The sequence below is a fragment of the Levilactobacillus lanxiensis genome (genome assembly GCF_016861655.1).
Lineage (GTDB): Bacteria > Bacillota > Bacilli > Lactobacillales > Lactobacillaceae > Levilactobacillus > Levilactobacillus lanxiensis.
The window spans coordinates 164,539-191,058 of the sequence record NZ_BOLN01000004.1 but is presented as its reverse complement, the minus strand read 5'-3'; the positions used below and the strand labels follow the sequence as shown (position 1 = coordinate 191,058).

The following is a 26,520-nucleotide window of genomic DNA, read 5'->3' as shown; positions in this document are numbered from 1 at the left end:
TTAAGGCCTCCGTTTCATTCGATAGCGCGGTTGCCCACTCAGGTTCAAGAGTTCATGAACGACCTCTTGTCCGTTGTGGAACGCCCCGTTATCGCGTAATTGTAAAAAGTCGGTCGAAATGACCCGGCACCCCTGATCACGGAGTCCCTGAAAATCATGCCGAACGGGTTGAGACATTTCATCCCAACGTTGGTAATCAATGTACTGGTCGGGCACCTTGCGGGTGTTGACTAATACGGTATCAATAAAGTTCGCGTTTAAATGTTCATTCAAGACGCGCACGTGATCGGCGTCGGTAAAGTTTTCCGTTTCGCCCTTCTGCGTCATGATATTGCAGATGTAAACGACCTCGGCGGAACTGTCCCGCACGGCATCCCCCACGCTCTTGATCATCAGGTTGGGCAGGATACTGGTAAATAGGCTCCCGGGCCCTAACACGATTTGATCCGCGTTCATGATGGCATCGATCACGGGTTGGACGGCTTGCGGCTGGTCATGATGGTCACTGGTTTCGACCCAGACCCGCTTAATCAGCTTGTGGGCGGCCGTGATTTCTGACTCCCCACTGAGCGTACTGCCATCAGCGAACTGCGCATGCAATTCCAGTGGCTCGTCCGCGGCCGGGTAAATGTGGCCGTTGACCCGCATCAACTGGGATAATTCCTGCACGGCATCAAAAATACCCCCCCGCATTTCTGACAGGGCGGCAATGATGAGATTGCCAATGGCATGACCCGCAAAGAAATCATCCGTCGTTTCAAACCGGTACTGAAATAAGTCTTTATAAATGTCTGGGACTTCCGCCAACGCCACCATGACGTTGCGAATATCTCCAGGCGGCACAACGTTCACGTAATGCCGGATGATGCCGGAGGAACCCCCGTCATCCGCAACGGTCACGACTGCCGTGATATCGACATCTTGATCGCGTAAATTGCTCAAGATGACCGGTAGCCCCGTGCCCCCGCCAATGACCACGATTTTAGGCCGGCGGCTGTTCGTTAGGTCTCTCATGATCGATTAGCGGACTCCTTTCGTTTGTTGATATCCCGATGGGTAACGTGCACGGGGTACGTGTCCCCGAGGGCCTTGCCAATGCGTTGCGTCAAGGCGACCGAGCGGTGTTGCCCACCAGTACAGCCAATCGCAATCGTTAGGCTCGACTTGCCCTCTTTTTTATAGCCGGGCACGATAGACGTCAACAGGCCGACGAAACGCTGATAAAAGTCCTCCGTTTGTGGTTGACTCATTACGTAATCATAGACCGGTTGATCCAGCCCAGTCTGCTCCCGCAGCTCGGGCAGATAGTACGGATTCGGTAGGAACCGGACGTCCATCACGATGTCGGCATCGATGGGCAGGCCGTATTTAAAGCCAAACGACATGATCTCGATGTGAAACGTGTGGGTGGTTTCCGTTTCGTAGTTATGAAAAATTTCTTCCCGCAACTTCCGTGGGCTTAATTTTGTGGTATCAATGACCAACTGCGCTGCCTGACGAATGGGGGCGAGCAAGGTGCGCTCGCGCTGGATTCCCTCCATCACCCGGCCATTTCGCGCCAACGGGTGGGAACGCCGGGTCTCCTTGTAACGGGACACCAGCTCCTCGTCCGAGGCGTCCAGGAAAAGCACCTGGGCGTTCATGGTCCCATGAACCGCCACATCGTTCAGCATCCGGACAATTTCGTCATAAAATGCTCGTGAACGTAGGTCGATCACTAACGCAATCTTGGACAGCTTCCCCGACTCGCGAACCAGGTCCCAAAATTTCGGCAGCAACGAAGGCGGCATGTTATCAATACAAAAGTAGCCTAAATCTTCAAAGCTTTGCATGGCGACGGTCTTGCCGGCCCCACTCATCCCGGTGATAATGACCAGGCGAATATCTTCTGTCATGGCTCTCCTTTGCTCCTTTTCGAAAACAATCTTTATGCAGTATAACACACCGGGTGTGTCTTTTCCTAACGATTCTCTTAAATTCACCGTTTTTTGGAAACTTACCGGCTTTTCATGGGGGACGTTGGTTGGGGTCAGGGTGACGACACCACCATGACTTGAGGCGATTTAAAAACACGAGGTTAGGACGGCGGTCCTCCCTCGTGTTTTTTAACTGGCTTACCTAACGTAGCTGCATCCTCTATTGCTGAAGCTAAGACGCCCGTCCCTAAAGTTTGGGACGACCACACCAGTCTACCTACTTCCGGCAACCATCGAAAGTGTGAGTGACCAGAGGCGGGCCAAGGCGCCCCGCTGGAACAGCTGATATAGTCCTTTTAGGACACGGCTCTAGTTATGTCTGACAAACCATAACCACAAGTTTCAGTTTCAAACCCGTATCAGCCACAGTGCTGGTGAAAATAGGCCTAGCTGTGAGCAATGTCAGTGACCAGAGGCGGGTCAAAATGCCCGGCTGTGTCGGTGGACTAGGCTGGGGTATTTGCCCAGCCTAGTCCACGGGACAACCTTTGAGACCGGTTCCCAGGCTCAAAGTTGAGGTGGAAGCCCGCCCCTCAGGCTGAAACCGGCCCCATAGCAGGGCATTTTGAACCCGCCGCCGGGAACGAACAGTGCCCACAGCAGGGCACCTTGAGTCCGCTGTTGCTGGAACTAAGATACTCCGTCCCTCTGTTTGGGATTGATCAGATTAGAGCAGTCTAGCCCTTCCGGCAACCACCGAAAATAATTCGGCCAGTGTGAGTGACCAGAGGTGAATCAAGGTTCCCCGCTGTGTCGATGTTCTTAGCTGAGTGCTTTATTCTCAGCTTAGAACATGAGGTGTCCTTGGAAACTCGCGACCTTCAGCGAGGTTTCAAGGCGAGGTGGAAGCCCGCTTCTCAGGCTGGAACCGTCCTCCATAGCGGGACACCTTGAATTCACCGCCGGGAACGCACGTCACCTCCTAATTTTCGTTAGTCGTATAGGAGCTCGTCTGGACGGACCGTGTGATACAGCGAAAAGCCCCCATCCAAGTTAACCACATCAAACCCCTGCTGCTTCAAAATTCGCTCGGCCACGTAACTTCGGTGACCGCTCTGACAGCTGACAATGTACGCTTGCTTTGGATCCAATTCGCCTAGCCGGTCACGCAACTGGTCGAGCGGAATGTTCCGAGAGTCTGGAAAATACCCCTGCGCCAATTCATCCGGATTACGCACGTCAATCAGTTGACGCCCGGCCACTTCATTTTCCTTGAGTGCGGACCACTGAATGTTGTCGCTAAAACCCTCAACCACGTTTAACGCGGCGTACCCCAGCAGGTTCACGGGGTCCTTGGCCGAACCAAACGGTGGCGCATAGGACAACTCCAACTCCGGTAGGTCCGCGACCGTCAGATGTCCCTTGATGGCCGTGGCCAAAACGTCGATGCGCTTGTCCACGCCACTCGGCCCAACGCCCTGTGCGCCGTAGATTTCGCCACTATCCGGGGCAAAAAGGAGCTTTAATAAGAGCGACTGGCTACCGGGGAAGTAGCTGGCGTGATTGTCTTCGCGCACGTGAACCGCTCGAAACGGCACGCCTTGATTGCGTAGGTCGGCTTCGTTCAGCCCGGTCATCGCCGCAGTTTGCTCAAATACCCGTACAATAGCTGTGCCGATACTCCCGCGATTCCGCCGGGGATGGCCGGCCACGTTATCCGCTACCTGGCGGCCCTGCCGATTGGCTGGTGATGCCAATGAAATGAGCGCGTTCTGTCCGGTCAGTTGTTGCTTGACCAGGATGGCATCCCCTACCGCGTAAACGTCAGCGGCACTCGTTTGGTAATAATCGTCAACCACGATGCCGCCGTGGTCCCCTAACCTGATGCCACTGCTGGCAAGGAAGTCCGTGGCCGGCCGCACACCGACCGTCAACAACGTCAGGTCCGTTTGCAGTTCAGTCTCATCATCCAAGACCAGTGTCCGGCCCGCGTGGCGGAATCCCTGAACCGCGTGTCCGGTAATGACGCGGACGTCATGGGCTGCCAGCGTCCGCTGAATGCCAGCCGCCATTTCCTCATCCAACGGTGGCAAAAGGTGTTGGTGCTGTTCCACGAGGGTCACGGTCAAGCCCCGTTGACGCAAGGCCTCAGCCATTTCTAAGCCAACAAAGCCGCCACCCACTAACGTGACGCGCTGGGCGGCCGTGGCGTTGAGTTGCGCCATGATCTGATCTAAATCAGGAATATTGCGCAGAACCCAAACATTTTTGGCGGCAGCCAATCCAGCTAATTCGGGCACAATCGGCACGGCGCCGGGCGCTAAAATCAGACGGTCATAAGCTTCGACCTGTTCCTGTCCCTGGCTGACCACGGTCACCGTATGCTGCGCTGGATCAACGGCCGTTACCCGATGATTCGTTCGGACATCGATAGCGAATCGTTGCCGTAGTTTAGCAGGCGTTTGAACTAAGAGGTCTTCCCGGTCACTGATTTCACCGGACAGATAAAACGGCAAGCCACAGGTGGCGTACGACACGTAGGGTCCCTGTTCCAGCACCACAATTTCTGCCGTCTCATCCAACCGGCGTAGTCGTGCGGCAGCGGCCATACCACCGGCCACGCCCCCAACAATCACAATTTTCATATCCAAGCTCCTTTCGAGATACCCCCGCAGGTATGTAACTTTCTTCAGTATAGCTGACCCATCAGCGGGCGCAACTATTTTGCCAATAAGTGTAAAAGAAAAGCCGGCAAACGATTTCCGTTTACCGACTCAACTAGGCTTAAGACCGACTGCGCGCAATGGCAATCCAAATCGCGTTCACGCCAAAGACCGCAAAGAAGAACGCAATCAGCACGTTCAACGATAAGGCGGCCGCAATTGGGTGAATGAAGAGCATGATGCCGACGACTAAGGTCACGACATCTAAAACAACCGACAGCCAGAACCAAACGCCCCCAAAATCTCGAAGGTGACTGGCGACCAGCAGGCGTTCAATGGAGTCAAAAATAAACCACAGGGCAAATAAGTAGCCCAATGTGACGATGGCACTGTTCATATCAAAGAAGAACACCACCGCAATCAGAATATCCAGGACACCAAAAACTAACGCAAAGTTAGCCCGTAATCCGGTTGCATCATGCAATTTTTTATAACCCGCAATCGTGGTCAACCCACTCAGCAGTGCCATGAAGGCAAAAATAATGGCTAATCCGGTTAGCCCGATCTTAGGTGAGCGCATTAAGCCAAACGCGGCAACGATGAATAGAATACCGAGAATGAACTCGCCCCAGTCAAAACCCCAACGGGATCGATTCATATTAAACATAGTCTGCATCTCCTCACAATTCCGGTCAGGTGTCGACCGGCTTTCAATCATTGTACTGGTTTTTCAGCCCGTCGACAAGTTCTACCCGTACCTAAATGCCGGACAAACCGTGAACGGTCAACGTTACCCCATTTTGTAACAATTTGATGACTAACCGACTGGATCAAAAAAGCAGCTCGTGACCCACACGAAGGCGTGAGGCACTAGCTGCTACTGATTGGCATTTCGTTAAGCTTGGTCTTCCTTGGTCCGGGCGGTATCGCGTTCCAGTACCGGCTTCAGGTATTGACCCGTATAGCTCTCACTGACCTCGGCCAGTTCTTCGGGCGTCCCGGTCGCAACCACGTTACCCCCGGCTTCCCCACCTTCAGGACCCAGGTCGATCAGGTGATCGGCCGTCTTGATGACGTCCAGGTTATGTTCGATAACCAACACTGTGTTGCCCTTGTCGACCAGGCGGTGCAGCACGACCAACAGGCGTTTGATGTCATCACTATGCAACCCAGTTGTTGGTTCATCCAGGATGTAGAAGTTCTTCCCGTTCTGTTGCTTGTGCAGTTCGGAGGCTAACTTCATCCGTTGGGCTTCCCCACCGGACAACGTGGTGGCGGGTTGGCCTAATTTAACGTAGCCCAAACCAACGTCCTGAATCGTCTGTAGCTTCCGCGTAATCTTGGGGATGGCTTCGAAGAACTTGAGGGCTTCACTGACCGTCATGTTCAGGACGTCAGAGATGTTCTTCCCCTTGTATTCGACTTCCAGGGTTTCGGAATTGTACCGCGTCCCATGACAAACTTCACAAGGCACGTAGACGTCGGGCAGGAAGTTCATTTCGATTTTCAAGATTCCATCACCGTGGCAGGCTTCACACCGACCACCCTTGGTGTTGAAACTGAACCGGCCCTTCTGATAGCCCCGCAGCTTCGCATCGTTGGTCTGCGCAAAGAGTGTCCGCACGTCGTCAAAGACCCCGGTATAGGTCGCCGGGTTACTCCGTGGCGTCCGGCCAATGGGACTCTGGTCGATATCCACCAGTCGTTCAATGTTTTTGACCCCGGCGATGCTCTTGTACTTACCGGGCTTCTCGGAGTTGTGATTCAACTTCTGGGCCAAGGCCCGCTTCAGAATCGTGTTGACCAGCGTCGACTTTCCGGACCCAGAAACCCCGGTCACCACGACGAACTCACCTAACGGGAAGTCGACCGTGATATCCTTCAGGTTGTTTTCAGCCGCACCGGTAATTTCGATGGACTTGCCATTGCCAGCGCGTCGTTCCAACGGTACCGGAATGTACTGCTTGCCGGCTAAATACTGCCCCGTCAACGATTTCCGTGAACGCATGACCTGCTTAGGCGTGCCGGCAGCCATCACGTGGCCTCCGTTCTCACCCGCACCAGGACCAATGTCCACGATGTAATCGGCGGCGCGCATGGTGTCCTCATCATGTTCAACGACGATCAGTGTGTTCCCCAGATCACGCATTTGCTTGAGTGAGGCAATCAACCGGTCGTTGTCCCGTTGGTGCAACCCAATTGAGGGTTCATCTAAGATGTAGAGCACCCCGGACAGGTTCGAGCCAATTTGTGTGGCTAACCGAATCCGTTGCGCTTCCCCACCGGACAGGGTCCGCGCCGAACGACTGAGCGTGAGGTAATCCAGCCCCACGTTTCGTAAGAACGTCAACCGGTCCCGAATTTCCTTCAGGATGGGTTGGGCAATGACTTGGTCTTGTTCCCCAAAGGAAAGGTCCTGGAAGAAGGCCAATTCCTTTTCAACGGGTAATTCAGAGACCTCACCGATGTGTTGGTGATTGATTTTGACACTCAGAGCTTGACGATTCAACCGGAAGCCGTGGCAGGTCTGACAGGTTAATTCGGTCATGTACTTGCGCATCACATCACGGGTGAAGTCGCTATTGGTCTCGTGGTAACGCCGGTCGATGTTCGGGATGACCCCTTCAAATTCAACATCCACGTCACGCACGCCACCAAAGTCGTTCTCATAATGGAAATGGAATTCCTTACCTTGTGACCCATAGAGCACCAGGGCTTGGTCGTTCTTGGAGAGCTTTTCAAATGGGATATCCATGTCCACGCCAAAAGCGTCACAAGCCTGTTCAAGCAAGGCTGGGTAGTACTGTGAGCTAATGGGATTCCAGGGTTCCAAGGCTCCTTCGCGCAGCGTCTTAGTTCTGTCGGGAACGACCAGATCCAAGTCGACCTCCAGCTTGACCCCTAACCCATCACAGTCCGGGCAGGCCCCAAACGGCGCGTTAAAGGAGAACAGCCGGGGTTCGAGTTCCCCCACCGTAAACCCACAGACCGGGCAGGCGTAGTGTTCGGAGAAAATCATGGGGTCCCCGTCGATCAGGTCGGCGATAGAGTAGCCACCACTTAGGCGCAAGGCGGCTTCGAATGAGTCAAATAACCGAGAACGAATGCCCTTCTTGACCACGACCCGGTCAATCACGATGGCAATATCGTGGTTCTGATTCTTGTTCAGTTCGGGGACTTCGGACAGGTCCATGGTTTCACCATCTACGCGGACCCGGACGAACCCTTCGCGTTGAATCTTTTCAAAAATCTTCTTATGCTGGCCCTTTTTACCGCGGACGATGGGCGATAAGATCTGCATCTTCGTCCGTTCAGGCAAGGCCAGAACTTGGTCGACCATCTGCTCAACACTCTGGCTGGTAATCTGGGTACCGTCGTTAGGACAGATAGGTGTCCCGACCCGGGCCCACAGCAGGCGCAGGTAGTCATTGATTTCGGTCACCGTTCCGACCGTCGACCGGGGGTTCTTTGAGGTCGTCTTTTGGTCAATGGAAATGGCCGGACTGAGTCCATCAATGGAATCGACGTCTGGTTTGTCCATCTGTCCTAAGAACTGCCGCGCGTATGATGACAGACTCTCAACGTAACGGCGTTGACCTTCCGCGTACAGCGTATCGAATGCCAATGAACTCTTCCCAGAACCGGACAGGCCACTGATAACGACCAATTTGTTCTTAGGAATCGTCACGTCGATATCCTTTAAGTTGTGGGCCCGCGCCCCGTGAATCACGATTTTATCGTTTGCCAAATTGAAATCTCCTCACTAACCTAATCACCAATCTCGGTCTTCATGTCCATGATGGTATCCCGGAGCGAGGCGGCTTGCTCAAAATCGAGCTTCTTAGCAGCGGCCCGCATCTCGTCTTCCAACCGAACAATCAGTTTTTCTTGATCTTCCTTGGTCATATCTTCAAAGTCGCTGGCCACGAAGTCATCCTTCTCGTCAGCGTTATCGTTCTTCTTCGTGACCGCAATTAAGTCACGAATTGGTTTAATAATAGTCGTTGGGGTAATCCCATGCTTCTTGTTATAAGCAATCTGAACTTCCCGCCGCCGGGCCGTCTCATCCATGGCAGCTTGCATGGACTCCGTGACCTTATCGGCATACAAAATAACGTGCCCGTGGGAGTTCCGAGCAGCCCGCCCAATCGTTTGGATCAACGACCGTTCGTTCCGCAAGAAGCCTTCCTTGTCGGCATCCAGAATCGCAATCAACGAAACTTCTGGGATATCGATTCCTTCCCGCAACAGGTTGATGCCGACTAAGACATCGTACTTGCCCAGTCGCAGGTCCCGCATGATTTCGGTCCGCTCCAGCGTCTTGATGTCCGAGTGTAAATAGGCCACCTTGATGCCCAGATCCTTCAGGTAATCCGTCAGGTCTTCGGACATCTTCTTGGTCAAAGTCGTCACAAAGGTCCGCTCGTTCTTTTCAACCCGAGCGTTGATTTCACCCACCAGGTCATCCATTTGACCCATGATTGGTCGAACCTCAATGGTTGGATCTAACAAACCGGTTGGTCGAATGATCTGTTGCACGACGTGGTCGGTCTGCTCTTGTTCATAAGGGCCTGGCGTGGCTGACATGTAAACGACCTGGTTAATGTGTTGTTCCACTTCGTTGAGCTTCAATGGTCGGTTATCCAGCGCACTTGGCAGCCGGAAACCATAGTCGACCAGCTGTTGCTTCCGGGCACGATCCCCGTTGTACATCCCCCGCACTTGGGGCATGGTGACGTGAGATTCGTCGACGACCATCAAGAAGTCCTTGGGGAAGAAATCCAGTAACGTGTAAGGCGGTTCCCCTTCCTTACGACCGTCCATCCAGCGTGAGTAGTTTTCAATCCCACTGGTGTAACCCATTTCCCGCATCATTTCGAGGTCATACGTGGTCCGTTGCTTCAGCCGTTGGGCCTCCAACAACTTCCCACCGTTCTCGAGTTCTTCAACCCGATCCTTGAGCTCACCTTCGATGCCCGCCGTGGCCTTCGCCATGATGTCATCGTTGGTCATAAAGTGGGTCGCTGGGAAGATAGCCACGTGTTCGCGGTCGCCCACGATTTCACCGGTCAGGGCATCAACCTCCCGAATCCGGTCGATCTCATCGCCGAAGAACTCGATCCGTAGCGCCCGTTCGTCCCGGGACGCTGGGAAAATTTCAACGACATCCCCGTGAACCCGGAACCGGCCCCGCTGGAAGTCGTAGTCGTTGCGTTCAAATTGAATATTCACTAATTTACGTAACAGGGCGTCCCGTTCAAGCTCTTGGCCGACCCGCAAGGAAACCACGTGGTTCTTGTACTCGGTCGGATCACCCAACCCAAAGATAGACGAGACGGACGCCACAACAATCACGTCGTTGCGTTCCAGTAACGAACTCGTCGCCGAGTGGCGCAGTTTATCGATTTCATCATTGATGGATGAATCCTTTTCGATATAGGTATCACTCGAGGGTACGTAAGCTTCCGGTTGATAATAATCATAATAACTAACAAAGTATTCCACCGCGTTGTTCGGGAAAAACTGTTTGAATTCCCCGTAGAGCTGTCCCGCTAACGTTTTGTTGTGGGACAACACCAGTGTCGGCTTGTTCACATTTTTAATGACGTTAGAAATGGTAAACGTCTTCCCGGTCCCGGTAGCCCCCAACAGAATCTGAGCCTTCTCGCCAGACTCGATGCCCTGGGTCAACTTGCTAATGGCCTCGGGCTGATCCCCGGTAGGTTGATACTTGGACACCAAATCAAACTTACGGTCCGTTTGTCGATCGATCATGAATGGTAACCTCCCTGCTACTGTTATTTTCACTGCGCTGGCTGAAAGTCCTGACTGTCACCAGTCACGCTTTCCTCGCCGCCACGCGACAGTTTCATTTGTTGCTAGGCCCCGCCAGCGCGGCGGAAATACCTGCAATCGCAAAAAGAGTCTGGACGTAAATCCAAACTCATTACGCTAAAATATTTTACCATACCGAACATACTTTCGCCAGTTTGGCGACCTGCCTAAAATTTATCCTGGTAAATCGTCACGTTGGCGACCCGGTCACCCTTCACGAGGGCGGTCGTCTGCATCGCGGCTAACCCGCGGTCTTCCCAGAACTGCTTCATTTGCCGGTCGCCCATGAAGACACTCAACTGGAGTTGCACCGCCCCGGCGGCCTTCAGCGTCGCGACCAAGCTCGCATAAAAGGCCGCGGACTGTTCCGCGCTGACCGTCTTAGCCGGCAACCACATGCCCAGCCAAACCAGACTTGGCAGCGGGTAGTCGATAATCAAATCGACCAGCACCTGCAACTCGCCATCCTGGAAAATGCCCAGGTAGGCCTTCTGCTCCGGCTGTGCGTTCAACGGGATGTCCGTCACGTCTTGAATGGCCTCTTGCCGGGTCACGGGATGCTCCTGAAAATGGGCAAAGTATTCCGGATGGCTAGCCTGAAATTGGTAGATCAGCGTGTCATCGTCATGCGTTAACGGCCGCACACTGGCACCGTTCAATCGTTGATTCCAAACTTCTGCTAGTTTCATTAGGCGTTATCCTCCAATAATTTATCCGTCAACTGCGCCAACTTTTGTCGGTCACTAAAGTCTGCCGCTAACATTTCTGGTAATACCTCGGCCAAGAAGTACTGAACACAAGCCATCTGATTGAATTTCAAAATCGTGCTCAGGCTTTCCCGGTAAATTTCGGTGAAGACGGGTTCCGGATTGCCCTTTTGAATTTCGCCAAAGGATTCGTAAAGCAAGTCCACCTTGTCGGCCACGGAAAGAATCTGGCCCTCCAGTGTGTCATCCTTCCCTTCACCTAACCGGCGGGTGTAGGCGGCTTGGAACTGTTCGGGAATTTCATTTTGAATGAAGTTGGCCGTCAAGGACGTTTCCACGTCGGCTAACATTTGACGCAATTGCGGCGTCGCGTACTTCACGGGCGTCTTGATGTCACCAATAAAACGCTCGGTGTAATCGTGATTCAAGGCCTTCTCGTACAGCAGCCGCCAGTTGATGTCATTCCCGGCTTGCTCCTCCACGTCGCCTAAGAATTGCGCGACTTCTGCCACTTTAAACGAGTGGGCGGCCACGGAGTGTTGCTCAAATTTAAAGTATCCCGGTGCCCGGTCGATCGTTTCCAAGTCACTCAAACTTTGCAAAAATTGATTCATGCCCATAATTCAGTTCAGCTCCCTCAAGTCAGTGATTACCGTTGAGGTGGTTGCCCCAACAGATTCTAAAGTTAGCTTACCACTCTTTTCGGTTTCAATTCACCTATTGTGCCAAAATAAAAAACGGGACCCACCCGCAAAGGCGTTCCCGTTTCCATTTAATCCTTATTTAGCCGCAGCGGCTTTTAAGTCTTCGATGAAACTGAAGGCTTCTTGGCCCGCGATACCACCATCGCCGACCGCCGTCGTGATCTGCCGCAAATCTTTTTGCCGCACATCGCCGATAGCAAAAATGCCAGGAACAGCCGTCCGCATGTGTTCGTCAGTCTTGATCCAACCAGCGTCGTCTGTGATGCCCAAGTCCTTGAAAGGATCGGTCATTGGTAAGTTCCCCACGTAAATGAAGACCCCACTCACAGCCTTTTCGCCAGTTTCACCAGTCACGTTGTTCTTCGTGGCCACACCAGTCACCTTCATGTCGTCACCCAACACTTCGGTCACGCTGGTGTTCCAAACGAATTCGATCTTCTCGTTAGCAAACGCCCGGTCCTGGATAACCTTTTGGGCCCGCAATTGGTCACGCCGAACGTAGACCGTGACCTTGGAAGCTAATCCAGAGAGGTAGATGCTTTCTTCAACAGCGGAATCCCCGCCACCGATCACGGCAACTTCGCGGTTCTTAAAGAACGCTCCGTCGCAGACCGCGCAGTAGGAAACACCCCGGCCACCGAATTTATCTTCGCCAGGCACGCCCAGCTTCTTGTATTCGGAACCGGAACCGATGATGACTGCCTTGGCAGCATAATCACCGTCGTCGGTCTTAACCACCTTGTGGTCGCCATGATCTTCAATGGCTTCAACGCTACCATAGGCAAACTCAGCGCCAAATTGCGTTGAGCCTTCGTACATGTCCTTGGCCAAGTCGGGTCCGAGAACGGACTTGAACCCAGGATAGTTTTCAATGGCAGCCGTGTTGTTCATTTGACCCCCATAGATGCCGCGATCCAACATTAAAACGGATAAGTTGGCCCGTGAGGCGTACAGCGCTCCGGTCATCCCACCGGGGCCGGCGCCGATTACAATCACATCATAATTCTTCAAGCGTAACGCTCCCTTCCACTCATGCCTTTAATGATAGAGCCTACTTTACTATTAAAAAGTAAGTTTGTCACCTATTTCGACTTGGGAGCCTTCTCGTCAGCCTTGGCTAACTTAGCGCCCAACTCTTTGATGTAGGCCCGGAGTTGGTCTTTCGTTTCCGGATGGTTCAACCCATATTCGATGTTGGTTTGAATCCAGCCGAATTTATTGCCGACGTCAAACCGCTTGCCCGTGTACTCGTGGGCAAACACGCGTTGGGTCTTGTTTAAATTATCAATGGCATCCGTTAATTGGAGTTCGTTGCCCAAGCCGACTGGCGTGTTTTCCAGGGCTTCAAAGATTTCTGGGGTGAACAGGTACCGGCCAATAATGGCTAAGTCACTAGGTGCTTCATCCGGTTGGGGCTTTTCCACAAAATTCGTGACGTTGTACAGGCCTGGCGCCGTTTCCTCAGAAGGATTAATCACGCCATACTTCGCCGTATCCTTGTGTGGGACCCGCATCACTGCCAACGTGGACGCCCCGGTTTCTTCATACCGGTCGATCAATTGCTTGGTCAAGGGCACCTTGCTGTCGGTCATGTCGTCACCCAGCATCACAACGAAAGGCTCGTCGCCGATGAAGGCCTTGGCTGTCAATACGGCATCCCCCAAGCCTCGTGGATAGGGCTGGCGAATAAAGTAGAGATTCATGCCCGTGGTTTCTTGAACCTGACGCAAAAGGTCATCCTTATGCTTGGCTTCCAAATTCGCTTCCAATTCCGGGTTGGAATCAAAGTGATCTTCAATCGAGCGCTTAGACTTGCCATCCACGATCACGATATCTTCAATGCCAGACTTCCGGGCCTCCTCAACGATGAATTGAATCGTTGGCTTGTCCACGATGGGCAACATTTCCTTCGCTAACGCTTTGGTTGCAGGTAAGAAACGGGTTCCCAAACCCGCCGCTGGAATCACTGCTTTTCTAACTTTTCTCATAGTAATAAGATCCTTCCTCGTATCCCCAGAAATTTTTAAAATTCAGACCGACCCTCACGTTGCATCAGATCAGAGATAGCGGCACGAATATCCTTGCCTTCGTAAATAACTTGATAGATGGCTTCCGTGATTGGCATGGAAACGCCGCGTTCACGAGAAAGTTCGTAAGCGGCCTTGGTCGTTGCCAAGCCTTCGATGACCATGCCCATGTGGTTGATGACGTCATCCAACGCCTCACCGCGGCCCAGTTCATCGCCGGCCCGCCAGTTCCGTGAATTAGAACTCGTGGCAGTCACGATAATGTCACCGACACCGGACAGCCCGATGAAAGTCATCGGGTCAGCCCCAAAGGAGGTCCCTAACCGAGAAATTTCGGCCAGGCCCCGGGTCATCAAGGCAGCCTTGGCGTTGTCGCCGTAGCCTAACCCATGTAAGGCCCCGGCACCCAAAGCAATGATGTTCTTCAGTGCGGCCCCAATTTCAACCCCAATAATATCTGGGTTGGTGTAAACCCGGAAGTAAGGTGTCATGAACAGTTTTTGCACGTATTTAGCCGCGTCGGGACTCACACTAGCCGCCGTGACCAGGGTAATATCCTTGCGCGCAACGTCTTCCGCATGACTAGGACCGGACAAGACGGTTACGGCCTTGCGGTTAGCTGCGGGAATCTCTTCCTCTAGCACTTGTGACAGCCGCTTGTAAGTCTTCTGTTCGATCCCCTTGCTGGCGTGAATCAGTTCAGGCTGTAAGTTCTTAGCTTTTAAGATTTCAGCAACCTGGCCCGCCACGGAACGAATGGCCTTGGTTGGCACAACAAACAGAATGGCATCCACGCCGTCCAGGGCGCTTGCCAAATCGGAGTAAGCCACTAACGACGGAGAGAAAGTAAAGTCCTTAATGTAATGCGTGTTCGTATGCTGCTGGTTTAATTCCTCAACTTGTTTCGGATTGTACGACCAGAGGCGGACGTCATGACCATTTTCGTCCAAAACGCTCGCTAAGATTGATCCCCATGAACCGGCACCGAGTACTGCAATTTTCTCTGACATAGTAATGGATTCTCCTTATTTAGAAAGATTAGTTTTTTCTTGAAACGGATTTCCGTCAAGGTAAGCGATTGGTGGCGTGACCGCCCGTCGCCGGGATACCCAGAGAATCAGGGCACCCACAAACAAGATGATCGACAACAGTTGTGACACCCGGATGACGCCCAACAACATCAGGCTATCCGTCCGCATGCCTTCAATAAAGAACCGGCCAAATGAGTACCACATCACGTAGCCCAGGAAGACCTCGCCCTGCTTGAAGAGCTTGGGATAGTGACGCAGACTCATCAAAATGACGAAGCCCATCAGATCCCAGGTCGACTCATACAGGTAGGTGGGTTGGCGGTAAGCCCCGTTGATCAACATTTGATTGATGATCCAGTTAGGCAGATGGAGGCCCTGCAGGAAGGCCAGGCTGGTGATGCGGCCAAAGGCTTCCTGATTCATAAAGTTTCCCCACCGGCCAATAGCTTGGCCCAAAATAACGGTCGGCGCGGCCACGTCCAGCATCAACCACACCGGAATGAACCGGGAACGGCAGAAGAAGTACACGACCAGTCCGGCCCCAATCAGCGAGCCGTAGATGGCGATACCCCCATCCCAAATCGCAATGATCTCACCGGGATGGTGCTGATAGTATGACCACTGAAAAATAACGTAGTAAGCGCGGGCCGCAATCAGAGCAGCTGGCAATGCCCAAAGAATCATGTCGTAAATATCATCCGACTTGATTCCCCGGCGGTCGCCCTCACGCACTGCCAGAGTCACCGCAATGATGACCCCGGTTGCAATAATGACGCCGTACCAGTGGACTGCAATCGGTCCGAGGTGAATGGCGATGGGGTTCAGCGCCGCCACAATAGGTGAAAAGATAACGCCCATCTCCCTTATGATTTATTTCCGTTTTGCTTAATTAAGCGCTTTAAGTTTTCATCAAAGACTTTAGTGGCGTCGTAGCCCATTGACCGTGCCCGGAAGTTCATGGCTGCGGCTTCAATGATGATGGCCAGGTTACGCCCAGTCTTAACGGGAATACTGATTTTTGGCACCACGACATCAAAGAAGCGTTGTGTCTCATCATTATTACCAAGACGGTCAAAGTGGTTATCGTCCTTCCAGAGTTCCAGGTGGACAATCAAATCGATGTCCGTTTCACTCCGGACGGCGCCGGCACCAAAGAGGTTCATCACGTCAATGATGCCAATTCCCCGAATCTCAAGCAGATGGCTCAAAATGGCTGGGGCGGCCCCCACTAGGGTCTGTTCATCCTGCTGGTAAACTTCGACCCGGTCATCGGCAATCAACCGGTGCCCCCGTTTAACCAGTTCCAACGCGGTTTCACTCTTCCCAACACCAGAATCACCGGTAATCATGACCCCAACCCCGTAGATATCCACGAGAACCCCGTGAACGGATTGACGTTCGGCTAATTTGCCTTCCAAAAAGTTGGTCATGTTACTGAGAACCCGCGACGTGGTGAGCTTGGTCCCTAAGATAGGGATTCCCGCCTCAGCAGCAGATTCCTTAAGTTCTTCTGGTGGATCCAATTGCGTGGAAATCACAAATGCGGGTGTCTCAGGTTGACACATCTTCCGCATCACATCGAGCAATTTCTTATGACTCATGCCCTTTGCAAACGACGTTTCGGTGATTCCCAGTAACTGAACCCGTTTTGCTGGATAGTAATTAAAATAACCGGTCAATTCCAATCCCGGCCGGGAAATATCGCTGGTCGTAATTTGACGGTCTAGATTTTCTTCGCCGGAATACACATCTAAGCGGTTGGCTTTGACGAGTTCGGCAACCGTGACACTTTCTGTCATGGGCGCTCCTCCTTACTGCATAGTAAACTACTTTAATTTTAGCACTTTCCCGTAGGAACTCCCACCAAATTAAACCGGTGGCCGCAAGTTATCCTCGGGCAAAGTGGTCGCTGATAATCGCGTTACATAACGACATGATCACCGCAATAATCAGGGTCGTGCCAAACGAACTGAAGGCAAAGTTGGCGCCAACGAATGCTGAGGTCAACTCGAGCATGGCAGCGTTCAGCACAATACTGAACAGCCCCAGGGTCAAAATGGTAATCGGCAGCGACAGTACGAAGAGAATCGGCTTAACCACCGCGTTCAACAGGGCCAGCACGAAGCTTGCCAGTAAGGCAATCCAGACGCTGGAGACGTAGAAGCTATTTTGAAATGACCCGGCCAGCGAGCTCTGGAAAAAGCCGGCTAATGCCAGGAAGATTAACGCGTTCACAAAAATTCTTGGCCAAAACCGCACCCTACTCACCGTCCTTGTGAGAATCCTTGACGTCTTGTTCCGTGACGTCGTGAATCACCTTGCGCCCGGTATGCTCGGGTTCCTGTTGGTCCCCACCCCGGAATAAATCCCGAAAGTTAGGCGTTGCTGGCTGTGAATCATCCAGCGGCATGAAGGTCATCACGACCACGTAGACCAATAGGCCCAAGACGCCGTGAGTGGGAATCGCAAGTGAAACCAAGACGTAGATCAACCGTAAAAGGTTGGCGTTCCAATTAAAATATTCTGCAATGCCGCCCAATACCCCACCAACTAAGCGGTTAGTACGGGAACGGACGAAACGTTTCTTTGCTGCCATAGGCGAACACTCCTTTTTATTTGTTTAGTCTAAATACACGTTGCCCGGGCCTCCGGGAGCGTGTAAATGGTCCGGAACGCGGTGGGCGAACGCCCGGAGCCAAAGGACGGTCTCCGAGCTTACTTTGAGCCAGCAAGCTGTCTCAAAGATATCAATTTCCTAACCGGCTCACCCCGCCGCTAAGGAAATTCCCACGGCTGAGACCATTTTCACGCTTCCTGCGGCCAACACTGGTTTAACCAGGACTGACCAATTGCTTAATCTTTTGGGCAATGCTTCCCTGACCTTTGCAATTTACAGACCGTGGTTAAGTGCTTCTATCATATCCGAAATGACCTTAGTAAATCCAGTAATCTCGCGATTGATTGCTGATTTTCAGGCTCACTAGGGCAAGAATAACGAAAGCGGCCACTGAAAGCAAGTCTTCAGTGGCCGTTCTCATCAATCTTCAGTTTAGATTAAGCTTTCGTGCTGGCTGCAACGGATTACGCCGTTTCGCCATCCTGACTTGCCGTGTTCAATTCGATAATCTGCCCGGACTTCAGGTAAACAATCCATTCACAGACGTTCGTCACGTAATCCCCAATCCGACTGAGGTCTTGGGCCACGTTCAAGTAAATGGACGCGCCCGTTTCAAACGCCGGGTCGCTACGCATCTGAGCATAGCTATCGGCCCGCACCTGGTGGTTGAGCTGATCAAGTTGCCGGTCGACATCGGCTAGTTTCCGGGCCTCGTGGTCGTTCTTATCCACGTATGCGGCCAAGACATCTTTCACCATCTGGGTCGTCATCAACCCCATCTGGTTCAGTAGCTGTTCTAAGACGGGAATCTTTTGCTTCGTGCCAAACTTAATCGTGGCGTGCGCAATGTTCCGGGCGTGATCCCCGGCCCGTTCCAGCTCCGACACGGCCTTTAAAATTGTCACGATTTCTCGCAGGTCCGTAGTGACGGGTTGGTACAAGGCAATCATTTCAAACGTTTTCTTTTCCAAAGCAATTTCACGTTCGTTAATATCATGGTCGTGGTCAATGATTTGTTGCGCGGCAACGGCATCCCGGTTGGTAAAGGAACTCACCGCCTGCTCAATCGTTTCACTGACCAGCATCCCCATTTCAGTAAAGTCAGCATCTAATTCAGCTAACTCATCATCAAATAATCTGCGCATATCCTGCCTCCTTACCCGAAACGACCACTAATGTAGTCTTCTGTCTGCTTGTTCGCTGGGTTCATAAAAATATTCTTCGTTTGATCCACTTCAATCAGCTCCCCGTTCATGAAGAACGCGGTCCGGTCCGCAATTCGGGACGCCTGCTGGAGGTTATGGGTCACAATAATAATCGTATAATCGTGCCGTAAATTCAAGAGGGTTGCTTCAATTTGGCTACTGGACACGGGATCCAGGGCACTCGTCGGTTCGTCTAGCAAGATGATTTCTGGTGACACGGCTAGGACCCGCGCAATGCAGACCCGTTGCTGTTGCCCACCGGAAAGGGCCAGGGCACTTTCATGCAGGTGGTCCTTGACTTCATCCCACACGGCCGCCTGCCGCAAAGATTTTTCAACGACGGCGTCTAACTTTTCCTTGTCCTTTTCGCCAGCAATCCGCAGACCATAGATCACGTTGTCGTAGATGGAAAATGGGAATGGATTAGGTTGTTGGAACACCATGCCAATTTCCTTGCGGATCTGCACCGTGTCCGCACTGGGGGCGTACAGGTCGTCGCCCTTGAACTTAATGGTCCCGGTGATCGTGACGTTTGGAATCAAATCGTTCATCCGGTTGAGGGTCCGCAGGTAAGTGGACTTGCCACATCCCGATGGCCCGATCAATGCGGTGATGCCCTTTTCATCAAAGTTTAAATTGATGCCCTTCAAGGCTTCCTTGTCACCATAGTATAAGTGAAGATCCTGCGTCGTCAAAATTTCTTCTTTCATTATTTCTCCTCCTCTTAGCCGAAGTTCCCCGACACGTAATCACTGGTCACCTGCACCGACGGATTGGTAAAGATATGGCTCGTGGTGTCGTACTCCAACACCCGTCCCTGATTGAAAAATGCCGTATACTCACTGATCCGCGCGGCCTGTTGCATGTTGTGGGTCACAATGATAATCGTGTAATGCTCCTTGAGTGACAACAACGTGTCTTCCAGTTGCCCGGTCGACACCGGATCCAACGCACTAGCTGGCTCATCCAACAAGAGGATGTCTGGCTTGATGGCGATGGCGCGGGCGATACACAACCGCTGCGCCTGACCACCGGAAAGCGCCAACGCACTCTTGTTCAGGTCGTCTTTGACCTGGTCCCAGAGTGCCGCCTGCTTGAGCGACGTCTCCACGATTTCATCTAACTTATGTTTACCGGTTACCCCCCGGAGTCGTAAAGCAAAAGCGATGTTATCGTAAATTGACTTGGCAAACGGGTTGGGTCGTTGGAAGACCATCCCCACCCGACGCCGCATCTCATAGACGTCAATGCTGGGCTGGTTGATATCAACGCCGCGGTACATGATTTTCCCCGTCACCGTGGCGATGCGATCATTCATCCGGTTCAACGACCGCAAGTAGGTCGACTTCCCCGAACCGGAAGGCCCAATCAAGGCCGTGATTTGATTGCTGGCAAACTCCAGGTCACCTTCAAATAAGGCTTCCTTCTTGCCATAGTACACGTGGAGGTCTTCCGTGGAGAGAATGACGGGATGGTCCGGGTCACTGAGCTTAATCACGTGCCGCTCTTCCATGGCCATCGCATTTTTTACATCGTTATTCACAAACATGGTTTTCCTCCTCTACGCCGATGTCAGGCGCTTATACAAACGTTTACCCAGGTAACGGGCCGCAAAGTTGAACAGCAGAATGGCAATCACTAAGACGGCCGATGACCCGGATGAAATGGCCTTGGCATCCGGCATGATGCCTTCCGAATTAATTTTCCAAATGTGAACGGCTAAGGTTTCTGCTGGCCGCATTGGGTTCAGTGGACTGGAAATGTTAAACGGATTCCAGTCGGTGAAGTCCAAGGCCGGGGCGCTCTGGCCCGCCGTGTAGATCAACGCAGCGGCTTCCCCAAAGACCCGGCCAGCACTCAGGATGACCCCGGTCAGGATACTGGGTACCGCGGCAGGTAAAATTACCCGAGTAACGGTCTCCCACCGAGACAGCCCGAGTGCCAGGCCCCCTTCTCGTTGCACGTCACTGATGGTGCGTAAGGAATCTTCAATGCTCCGGGTTAGCAGCGGCAAGTTGAAGAAGGTTAGTGCAAAGGCTCCGGACAAGATGGAAAAACCTAGGTGCAGCTTGACCACGAAGAACAGGAAACCGAACAACCCAACGACTACGGAAGGCAGTGAACTCAGAATTTCAATCGCCGTTCGAATCGTGGTTGTGACCCAATTATCCTTGGCATATTCGTACAGGTAAATGGCAGCGCCCAAGGCAATTGGAAAGGAAATCAGCATGGCAAGGATCAACAGATAAAAGGAATTATACAGTTGAATCCCAACGCCCCCGCCCTTCAGGAACGCCTTACCCGGTGCGGTCAGGAAGTGCCAGCTTAACTGCGGCACCCCACTGACCAAGATGTAGCCAAGCAGGGCTAACAAAATTAGAACGACCAATCCGGCAATTCCGTAGAGACCGCCAATGGCAATCTTATTTTGCGTTTTGGAATTCATTATTGTAAGCGCCCCTTTCGACCAATCAAGCGAATAATTAAGTTAAAGACTAGTGACATGAATAACAGAACTAGTGCCAGGGACCACAGCGCATTGTTTTGCAGCGAGCCCATGACGGTGTTCCCGATCCCCGTCGTCAGAACCGACGTCAACGTGGCCGACGGTGAGACCAGACTGTTGGGCATCAGTGCGGCGTTCCCAATCACCATTTGCACGGCTAAGGCTTCACCAAAGGCCCGCGCCATCCCGAAGACGACCGCGGTCATTAACCCGGGGGTCGCTGCGCGCAAGACGACCTTGTAGATGGTTTGCCACTGCGTCGCCCCTAAGGCTAAGGAAGCCTCCCGGTAGTAACGGGGCACGGCGCGCAAGGCATCGGCACTCATCGACGTCACTGTTGGGAGAATCATCACAAAGAGCACACAGGTTCCGGAAAGAATCCCAAAACCACTGCCGCCAAAGATGGCCCGGGTGGTCGGAACCACCACGGAAAGCCCGATAAACCCGTACACCACGGAAGGAATCCCCACTAGGAGTTCCGTCACGGGTTGGAGAATCTTGGCCCCTTTATTGGGTGAAATTTCATTCATAAAGACCGCCGTGCCAATCGCAAATGGCGTGGCCACGATGGCCGATAAAATCGTAATTAAGAAGGACCCGACAATCATGGGTAATGCCCCAACTTCAGGCTTGCCGTTGGCCCCGTTGACCCCGGGGTTCCAGCTCTTGCCGGATAAAAAGTCCCAGAGGCTCACGTGGTTACTCGTAAACGTTGCAATCCCTTTGGAGGCCACAAAACCAATGATGGCCACGACGACCGCAACAATCAGCATCAGCGCCGTTAGACTGATCAGGCGCCCCCAAATTTCTAACTTGGCGGCCTTGGAACGACGCTTCAGCTTGGCTTCTAATTGTTCAGTTGTTTTCATATTAGTTGCCCTCCGTCTGCGTAATCTGACCGGTTGCATTCCGTTCGACCATCATTTGGTTGGGTGAAAGATAGCCCAGTTGGCGGACCAAAGTGTTTTGGACCGCTGGCGATTGAACGTACGCAATGAAGGCCTTCGTCAGACCGGTTGGCTGGCCCTTGGTGTACAGGTGCTCGTAGGACCAAACTTTCCAGCGATTCGTTGTCACGTTATCCTCAGTTGGTGCCACGTGATTCAAGGACAGATCCTGAACCGTTTTATCAACGTAAGAAAAAGCCACGTAACTGATGGCACCGGGCGTCGTGGCGACGATGGACCGGACCATCCCGGAAGAATCCTGTTCCTGTGAGGTCTTGGAACGGTGCTTCTCCAGGCCAAATTGTTCAAAGGTTGCTCGGGTCCCACTTCCTTGGGCCCGGTTGATTAAAACGATAGGCAGGTCAGCGCCACCGACCTGCCGCCAGTTCGTGACCTGGCCGGTAAAGACCTGAATCAGCTGATGTGTCGACAGATCCTTGACACCCACTTTTTTGTTTACGATAGGGGTAATGCCCACGACGGCTACGCGGTGGTCGACTAATTCCTTAGCCCGAATCCCCTTTTGTTCTGCAGCGAAGAGGTCTGAATTCCCAATCTGGACTGCGCCCTCTTGAATTTGGCTCAATCCTGTACCGGTTCCTCCACCCTGAACGTTAATGAACGTCCCCAGGTGTTCGCCCGTATACTGTTCGCCTGCTGCTTCTACTAAGGGTTGGAGGGCCGTTGACCCTACCGCGGTGATGGATTCACCCGCATGGCTGACCTGACGCGTTTGGTAAGCATAAAACCCTAACGCAACCAGAACAACCAAGACCAGGCCCTGCACCCAGCGCTTTTTAGACATACCGTTAACCTCCTAATTGGCTAGGCTTTGCGGCCCGACCATTTCAAAAATAAGTATACCTAACGAATGTAAATGTCGTGTAGACGTATTGTAAAGGTTATGTAAATATATCCCGTTATGGGTAATTTTTTTGATTAAGCGGTCATGCCCCACAACTAGCCAATTAGTCTACGACCACGCGTTGCGCCACCTCCACTGCCTATGCCTGCCATCTTCTTCAGCGACCAAGCCACCGTCACTCACCAGTCCACTCGTTCTGCACAAAAAAGGTGCCCGGAAAATAAATTCCAGGCACCCACGCACTTAATCTATTCTTTTTCAGCCAACGGGAACGTCAGCGTAACCTTAGTCCCCACGTCTGGGGTGCTTTGCAAATCAATCTTGCCGTTCAACGACTCGACCAGCTCTCGGACAATGGCAAGGCCGAGGCCGCTCCCACTGACCAACTGATTGGAATGGGACACGTCGGCCCGGTAGAAACGTTCGAATACCCGGAGCTGATCCTGCGGGGCAATCCCAATCCCCGTATCCGCAATGGTCAACGCCCACGAGTGCCCTAAAATTCGGGTCGAAAGCGTCACAGATCCCTGTGGCCGATTGTACTTGATGGCGTTGCTCAATACATTTTTCAGCACCTGATCAAACTTACGCTGGTCGGTGACGGCCATTAAGTCTGTCGGTACCTGATTGATCAGCGTCACGGCATTAACTGCCGCCAAGGGCGTTAACAACGCCACCTGACTCGCAATCATCTGGCCCACAGGGACCTCGGTCACCTCGACAGCGTTACCCGATTCGATGTGCGAAATGGTTAAGACATCATTGATTAATTCCACTAAGCGTTCACTCTGCTGGTCAATAATCTTTAAGAACTCGACCGACTTTTCCGGATCATCCTTGGCCCCCGCTAACAGGGTCTTGGCAAATCCCGAAATAGCCGTGACCGGTGTCTTCAGCTCATGGGAAGCGTTGGACACGAAGTCCATCTGCATCTGCTCGACCGCATACACCTCGGTCACATCGTACAGCAGGACCAACACTTGAAAATAATCCTGCGACGTCGCCGTATAAATAGCTCGGGCATCCACGGTCCGTTCATTGACCACACCTGGCAACTTCAAAGTCCGATGCTGGGTCTCCCGGTCACTCAACGCTGAATTGATCAGGCTGGCCAGCTCAAACTGCCGAATATCTTGGGTAAAGGGATGTCGCCGCGGCGAGATGCGGTGCTGGAGGAACTGTTCCATCGCGGGATTGGCCAGCTCGACCTTACGATACCGGTCAATCACCATCACCCCGATGGGCAAGTAGTCCAGCAGGGTGGCAAACTCTTGGTTTTGCCCCGCCATCTGTCGCCGGGCCTTACGCTGCTGTGTTTGCAGATAATTGATCTGTAAGGCTAATTGGTAAAACGGGTCATGCGGCGATAATAACACGTGGGCCGGCGCTTCCTCATGGCGGATGCCCTCGACCTTTTTCGTCAAAATCGTAATTCGCTGTTCAGCCCAGTGGTACAGGTAGCCAGCGACCACAGTTTCCAGTAAGGCCAACGACCAAGCTACCAACGTGGCTAAGGCAAAATGTGGGGCCCGCACCACGCTCACCAGTAACGTATTGGCCGCCCCCAAGCCGAGAAAGACCACCAGCAATTGCCGGATCATGGCTGGACCTCAAAGGTATACCCAAAGCCCCGGACCGTCTTCAACAGTGTCGGATGCTTGGGGTCCCGCTCAATTTTTTCCCGGAGATGGGACACATGAATATCCACCATCCGCGTTTGCCCACTGTAATCAAAGCCCCAGACGCCTTCCAGCAATTGCTCGCGGCTCCAGACCTTGCCGGGACGCTTGGCAAAGAACAGCAACAATTCAAATTCCTTGGGGGTCAGCTCAATCGGCTGGTCGCCCCGCTTCACCTGGAACTTATCCTGATCAATGGTCAGGTCCCCGACCTGTAACCGGTGAGCGACCTTGCTGGGCGCCTTTTCCTGTGGCTCATCCTCGTGATACCGCCGCATGACCGCCTTCATCCGAGCAATCACCTCGCGGGGACTAAACGGTTTGGTGATATAATCATCCGCCCCTAGTTCTAGGCCAAAGACCGTGTCAAATTCCCCCGTCTTGGCCGTCACCATAATGATGGGTGTCTGAATTTTCTCTTGGCGCAGGCGTTTGGTCACCTCAACGCCATCTAATTTAGGCAACATTAAATCCAGTAAAATCACATCAAACTTTTCGTGTAGAGCTAAATTCAACGCCTGTTCGCCATCAATTGCTGTGACCACTTGAAAATCTGCTTGTTCCAAGTTGTACTGCAACAACGTCACAATGGCGGGTTCATCATCGACGACTAGGACTCGACTCATAGGTTACCCCTCCTGATCTCTGAATAAAACGATCCCAATTTCGTGCGGTGCGCCGGAGTAGATGGCCGTCTCGGTCATTTTCAATTCACCGTTCATGTCCCGGACACGTAAATGGCAGTACGCGGGATTGGCCAGCAGCGCCTCATAAAAACTCGTTTCACTATTGATGGGACGATGGTTGCATTCCAAAATAATATCGCCAGCAGCCAGATCCATTTTCACGGCTGGTGTTCGTGGCCGGATAGCCAGTACCCGGACGCCGTCGTCCACCTGAGAATACCAGAATTGTTGGTGTTCGTCATAGCGTTTAGCCCGCCATAGGATAACAGCATAACCAACTAACAGGACGATTAATAGGAATGGCGAATCTTGTGGCCGAAACGTTGTCCAGCCCACAAAAGCTGCGGCGACCACACCTAGCCACACGAATTGCTTCGCCAAACGCCGGTAGACCAGTTGTGGCGCCTGTCGAAAGATGGTGAAACGTAGGCCTAGCAGTAAGGGTAAAACTAGGACCGCAAAACTTTGCCCTTGAATGTGAAAGACCGGCCAAAAGGCCCACTGACTGGTAAACCAGTCGCCGGGAACCAGTGTCACCATGGGAATGACTAATAATTCTCGCCAGGGATAGCCAGCGATGCGCTTCCCCCGCTGTTTCGCGTAAATCTTAGGACTCGTGAACCGGCCCCCATAGTGGGCAACCCAGTGGCCCAGCAACAGGAAGAACATAACTGCGAGCCACAGATAGTTGGCACCCGCTACGGGACCAAAACTGAGACCGGCAGCCGATAGATTGGGCTTGATTGGTATGTAATTGCTGCCCCACCAGGTGATTAACGTGCTCACCACAATCAGGGTCAGCGGTAAAACTGTGGTTGGCAAAATGATCAACGTGATAAACGCCAACACTTCATAAACAATAATCCACATAATGGGTAAACTGAACCCAATTAAGAAGTTGATTAGAGAGAGCCCTAATCCTAGTAAAATCCCCTGCGTTAGCAGATGACGCAACTCAAAATGGTCACCGTAAACGGCGCTCCCAAAGTCATGACGCTCGGACTTGATCCGCGCGCGACTAGTCAGCCAGACCCGCAGAATGGCCAGCCAAACTAGCGGTTGCAGCAAATAACTGCCGCAAGCAATAAATGTCCGCATGAAATCGACACCTTTCCTGAAAAAATAGCTGTCC

Annotated in this window: 24 protein-coding genes; all 24 read right to left on the bottom strand. The window is 52.6% G+C overall.

The window, feature by feature from the left end:
* On the bottom strand, positions 1-1,014 hold the full coding sequence (gene mgfK / locus JUF22_RS06600) for a gluconeogenesis morphogenetic factor MgfK (protein ID WP_203644736.1): 1,014 nt from the start codon (positions 1,012-1,014) through the stop codon (positions 1-3).
* Positions 1,011-1,895: an RNase adapter RapZ gene (gene rapZ, locus JUF22_RS06595; protein WP_203644734.1), complete on the bottom strand. Its 885-nt coding sequence runs from the start codon at positions 1,893-1,895 to the stop codon at positions 1,011-1,013. Before rapZ ends, mgfK begins: the two co-directional genes overlap by 4 nt.
* Positions 1,896-2,908: 1,013 nt before the next feature.
* Complete coding sequence (locus JUF22_RS06590; RefSeq protein WP_203644732.1) at positions 2,909-4,561, bottom strand: FAD-dependent oxidoreductase; 1,653 nt, start codon at positions 4,559-4,561, stop codon at positions 2,909-2,911.
* Positions 4,562-4,700: 139 nt separating this feature from the next.
* Positions 4,701-5,246, bottom strand: a complete 546-nt coding sequence (locus tag JUF22_RS06585) for an HdeD family acid-resistance protein (protein WP_203644725.1) — start codon at positions 5,244-5,246, stop codon at positions 4,701-4,703.
* A 228-nt stretch (positions 5,247-5,474) separates the two neighbouring features.
* On the bottom strand, positions 5,475-8,327 hold the full coding sequence (uvrA, locus tag JUF22_RS06580) for an excinuclease ABC subunit UvrA (RefSeq protein WP_203644723.1): 2,853 nt from the start codon (positions 8,325-8,327) through the stop codon (positions 5,475-5,477).
* Positions 8,328-8,347: 20 nt separating this feature from the next.
* Positions 8,348-10,354, bottom strand: coding sequence for an excinuclease ABC subunit UvrB (uvrB, locus tag JUF22_RS06575; RefSeq protein WP_203644715.1), 2,007 nt, complete (start codon positions 10,352-10,354; stop codon positions 8,348-8,350).
* Positions 10,355-10,581: 227 nt separating this feature from the next.
* The gene (locus JUF22_RS06570; protein WP_203644713.1) at positions 10,582-11,103 is read right to left on the bottom strand and encodes an acetyltransferase; all 522 of its coding nucleotides are present in this window, start codon (positions 11,101-11,103) and stop codon (positions 10,582-10,584) included.
* Entirely contained in the window at positions 11,103-11,741 is a 639-nt protein-coding gene (locus JUF22_RS06565; RefSeq protein WP_203644711.1) for an HD domain-containing protein, read from the bottom strand. The genes JUF22_RS06570 and JUF22_RS06565 overlap by 1 nt, the downstream gene beginning before the upstream one ends.
* A 159-nt stretch (positions 11,742-11,900) precedes the next feature.
* A complete protein-coding gene (gene trxB / locus JUF22_RS06560; protein ID WP_203644709.1) occupies positions 11,901-12,836 on the bottom strand; it encodes a thioredoxin-disulfide reductase in 936 nt (311 codons plus the stop codon).
* A gap of 71 nt (positions 12,837-12,907) precedes the next feature.
* Complete coding sequence (galU, locus tag JUF22_RS06555) at positions 12,908-13,813, bottom strand: UTP--glucose-1-phosphate uridylyltransferase GalU (protein ID WP_203638918.1); 906 nt, start codon at positions 13,811-13,813, stop codon at positions 12,908-12,910.
* Between the two features lie 35 nt (positions 13,814-13,848).
* Entirely contained in the window at positions 13,849-14,862 is a 1,014-nt protein-coding gene (locus JUF22_RS06550; RefSeq protein WP_125765539.1) for an NAD(P)H-dependent glycerol-3-phosphate dehydrogenase, read from the bottom strand.
* 15 nt (positions 14,863-14,877) lie between these two features.
* A complete protein-coding gene (gene lgt / locus JUF22_RS06545) occupies positions 14,878-15,741 on the bottom strand; it encodes a prolipoprotein diacylglyceryl transferase (protein WP_203644707.1) in 864 nt (287 codons plus the stop codon).
* A gap of 5 nt (positions 15,742-15,746) precedes the next feature.
* Positions 15,747-16,682: an HPr(Ser) kinase/phosphatase gene (gene hprK / locus JUF22_RS06540; protein WP_125765537.1), complete on the bottom strand. Its 936-nt coding sequence runs from the start codon at positions 16,680-16,682 to the stop codon at positions 15,747-15,749.
* A gap of 88 nt (positions 16,683-16,770) precedes the next feature.
* The gene (locus JUF22_RS06535) at positions 16,771-17,142 is read right to left on the bottom strand and encodes a phage holin family protein (protein WP_203638922.1); all 372 of its coding nucleotides are present in this window, start codon (positions 17,140-17,142) and stop codon (positions 16,771-16,773) included.
* 1 nt (position 17,143) lies between these two features.
* Positions 17,144-17,479: a PspC domain-containing protein gene (locus JUF22_RS06530; protein WP_203644705.1), complete on the bottom strand. Its 336-nt coding sequence runs from the start codon at positions 17,477-17,479 to the stop codon at positions 17,144-17,146.
* Positions 17,480-17,964: 485 nt separating this feature from the next.
* A complete protein-coding gene (gene phoU, locus JUF22_RS06525) occupies positions 17,965-18,645 on the bottom strand; it encodes a phosphate signaling complex protein PhoU (RefSeq protein ID WP_203638926.1) in 681 nt (226 codons plus the stop codon).
* An 11-nt stretch (positions 18,646-18,656) separates the two neighbouring features.
* Positions 18,657-19,415 carry a phosphate ABC transporter ATP-binding protein PstB gene (gene pstB, locus JUF22_RS06520; protein WP_125765533.1) on the bottom strand — a complete coding sequence of 253 codons (759 nt, stop codon included), beginning with the start codon at positions 19,413-19,415 and terminating at the stop codon, positions 18,657-18,659.
* Positions 19,416-19,429: 14 nt separating this feature from the next.
* Positions 19,430-20,224, bottom strand: a complete 795-nt coding sequence (pstB, locus tag JUF22_RS06515) for a phosphate ABC transporter ATP-binding protein PstB (RefSeq protein WP_203639044.1) — start codon at positions 20,222-20,224, stop codon at positions 19,430-19,432.
* A gap of 42 nt (positions 20,225-20,266) precedes the next feature.
* Positions 20,267-21,151 carry a phosphate ABC transporter permease PstA gene (gene pstA / locus JUF22_RS06510; protein WP_203644703.1) on the bottom strand — a complete coding sequence of 295 codons (885 nt, stop codon included), beginning with the start codon at positions 21,149-21,151 and terminating at the stop codon, positions 20,267-20,269.
* Positions 21,151-22,080 carry a phosphate ABC transporter permease subunit PstC gene (pstC, locus tag JUF22_RS06505; protein ID WP_203644701.1) on the bottom strand — a complete coding sequence of 310 codons (930 nt, stop codon included), beginning with the start codon at positions 22,078-22,080 and terminating at the stop codon, positions 21,151-21,153. Before pstC ends, pstA begins: the two co-directional genes overlap by 1 nt.
* A gap of 1 nt (position 22,081) precedes the next feature.
* Positions 22,082-22,963, bottom strand: a complete 882-nt coding sequence (locus tag JUF22_RS06500; protein WP_203644699.1) for a phosphate ABC transporter substrate-binding protein — start codon at positions 22,961-22,963, stop codon at positions 22,082-22,084.
* A 308-nt stretch (positions 22,964-23,271) separates the two neighbouring features.
* On the bottom strand, positions 23,272-24,624 hold the full coding sequence (locus JUF22_RS06495; protein ID WP_125765528.1) for a sensor histidine kinase: 1,353 nt from the start codon (positions 24,622-24,624) through the stop codon (positions 23,272-23,274).
* Positions 24,621-25,328, bottom strand: coding sequence for a response regulator (locus JUF22_RS06490; RefSeq protein WP_203644696.1), 708 nt, complete (start codon positions 25,326-25,328; stop codon positions 24,621-24,623). Before JUF22_RS06490 ends, JUF22_RS06495 begins: the two co-directional genes overlap by 4 nt.
* 3 nt (positions 25,329-25,331) lie before the next feature.
* On the bottom strand, positions 25,332-26,486 hold the full coding sequence (locus tag JUF22_RS06485) for a PDZ domain-containing protein (protein ID WP_203644694.1): 1,155 nt from the start codon (positions 26,484-26,486) through the stop codon (positions 25,332-25,334).
* Between the last annotated feature and the right edge of the window lie 34 nt (positions 26,487-26,520).

Bases quoted from the DNA above. Each gene is read 5' to 3' on its own strand.
- JUF22_RS06485 (WP_203644694.1), bottom strand. From the start codon at position 26,486: ATGCGGACATTTATTGCTTGCGGCAGTTATTTGCTGCAACCGCTAGTT.
- phoU (WP_203638926.1), bottom strand. From the start codon at position 18,645: ATGCGCAGATTATTTGATGATGAGTTAGCTGAATTAGATGCTGACTTT.
- pstB (WP_203639044.1), bottom strand. From the start codon at position 20,224: ATGGCCATGGAAGAGCGGCACGTGATTAAGCTCAGTGACCCGGACCAT.
- JUF22_RS06495 (WP_125765528.1), bottom strand. From the start codon at position 24,624: ATGATCCGGCAATTGCTGGTGGTCTTTCTCGGCTTGGGGGCGGCCAAT.
- JUF22_RS06585 (WP_203644725.1), bottom strand. From the start codon at position 5,246: ATGTTTAATATGAATCGATCCCGTTGGGGTTTTGACTGGGGCGAGTTC.
- JUF22_RS06530 (WP_203644705.1), bottom strand. From the start codon at position 17,479: ATGGCAGCAAAGAAACGTTTCGTCCGTTCCCGTACTAACCGCTTAGTT.
- JUF22_RS06490 (WP_203644696.1), bottom strand. From the start codon at position 25,328: ATGAGTCGAGTCCTAGTCGTCGATGATGAACCCGCCATTGTGACGTTG.
- pstC (WP_203644701.1), bottom strand. From the start codon at position 22,080: ATGAAAACAACTGAACAATTAGAAGCCAAGCTGAAGCGTCGTTCCAAG.
- JUF22_RS06565 (WP_203644711.1), bottom strand. From the start codon at position 11,741: ATGGGCATGAATCAATTTTTGCAAAGTTTGAGTGACTTGGAAACGATC.
- hprK (WP_125765537.1), bottom strand. From the start codon at position 16,682: ATGACAGAAAGTGTCACGGTTGCCGAACTCGTCAAAGCCAACCGCTTA.
- uvrB (WP_203644715.1), bottom strand. From the start codon at position 10,354: ATGATCGATCGACAAACGGACCGTAAGTTTGATTTGGTGTCCAAGTAT.
- JUF22_RS06570 (WP_203644713.1), bottom strand. From the start codon at position 11,103: ATGAAACTAGCAGAAGTTTGGAATCAACGATTGAACGGTGCCAGTGTG.
- galU (WP_203638918.1), bottom strand. From the start codon at position 13,813: ATGAGAAAAGTTAGAAAAGCAGTGATTCCAGCGGCGGGTTTGGGAACC.
- lgt (WP_203644707.1), bottom strand. From the start codon at position 15,741: ATGGGCGTTATCTTTTCACCTATTGTGGCGGCGCTGAACCCCATCGCC.
- mgfK (WP_203644736.1), bottom strand. From the start codon at position 1,014: ATGAGAGACCTAACGAACAGCCGCCGGCCTAAAATCGTGGTCATTGGC.
- pstA (WP_203644703.1), bottom strand. From the start codon at position 21,151: ATGAATTCCAAAACGCAAAATAAGATTGCCATTGGCGGTCTCTACGGA.
- JUF22_RS06550 (WP_125765539.1), bottom strand. From the start codon at position 14,862: ATGTCAGAGAAAATTGCAGTACTCGGTGCCGGTTCATGGGGATCAATC.
- JUF22_RS06500 (WP_203644699.1), bottom strand. From the start codon at position 22,963: ATGTCTAAAAAGCGCTGGGTGCAGGGCCTGGTCTTGGTTGTTCTGGTT.
- pstB (WP_125765533.1), bottom strand. From the start codon at position 19,415: ATGAAAGAAGAAATTTTGACGACGCAGGATCTTCACTTATACTATGGT.
- rapZ (WP_203644734.1), bottom strand. From the start codon at position 1,895: ATGACAGAAGATATTCGCCTGGTCATTATCACCGGGATGAGTGGGGCC.
- JUF22_RS06590 (WP_203644732.1), bottom strand. From the start codon at position 4,561: ATGAAAATTGTGATTGTTGGGGGCGTGGCCGGTGGTATGGCCGCTGCC.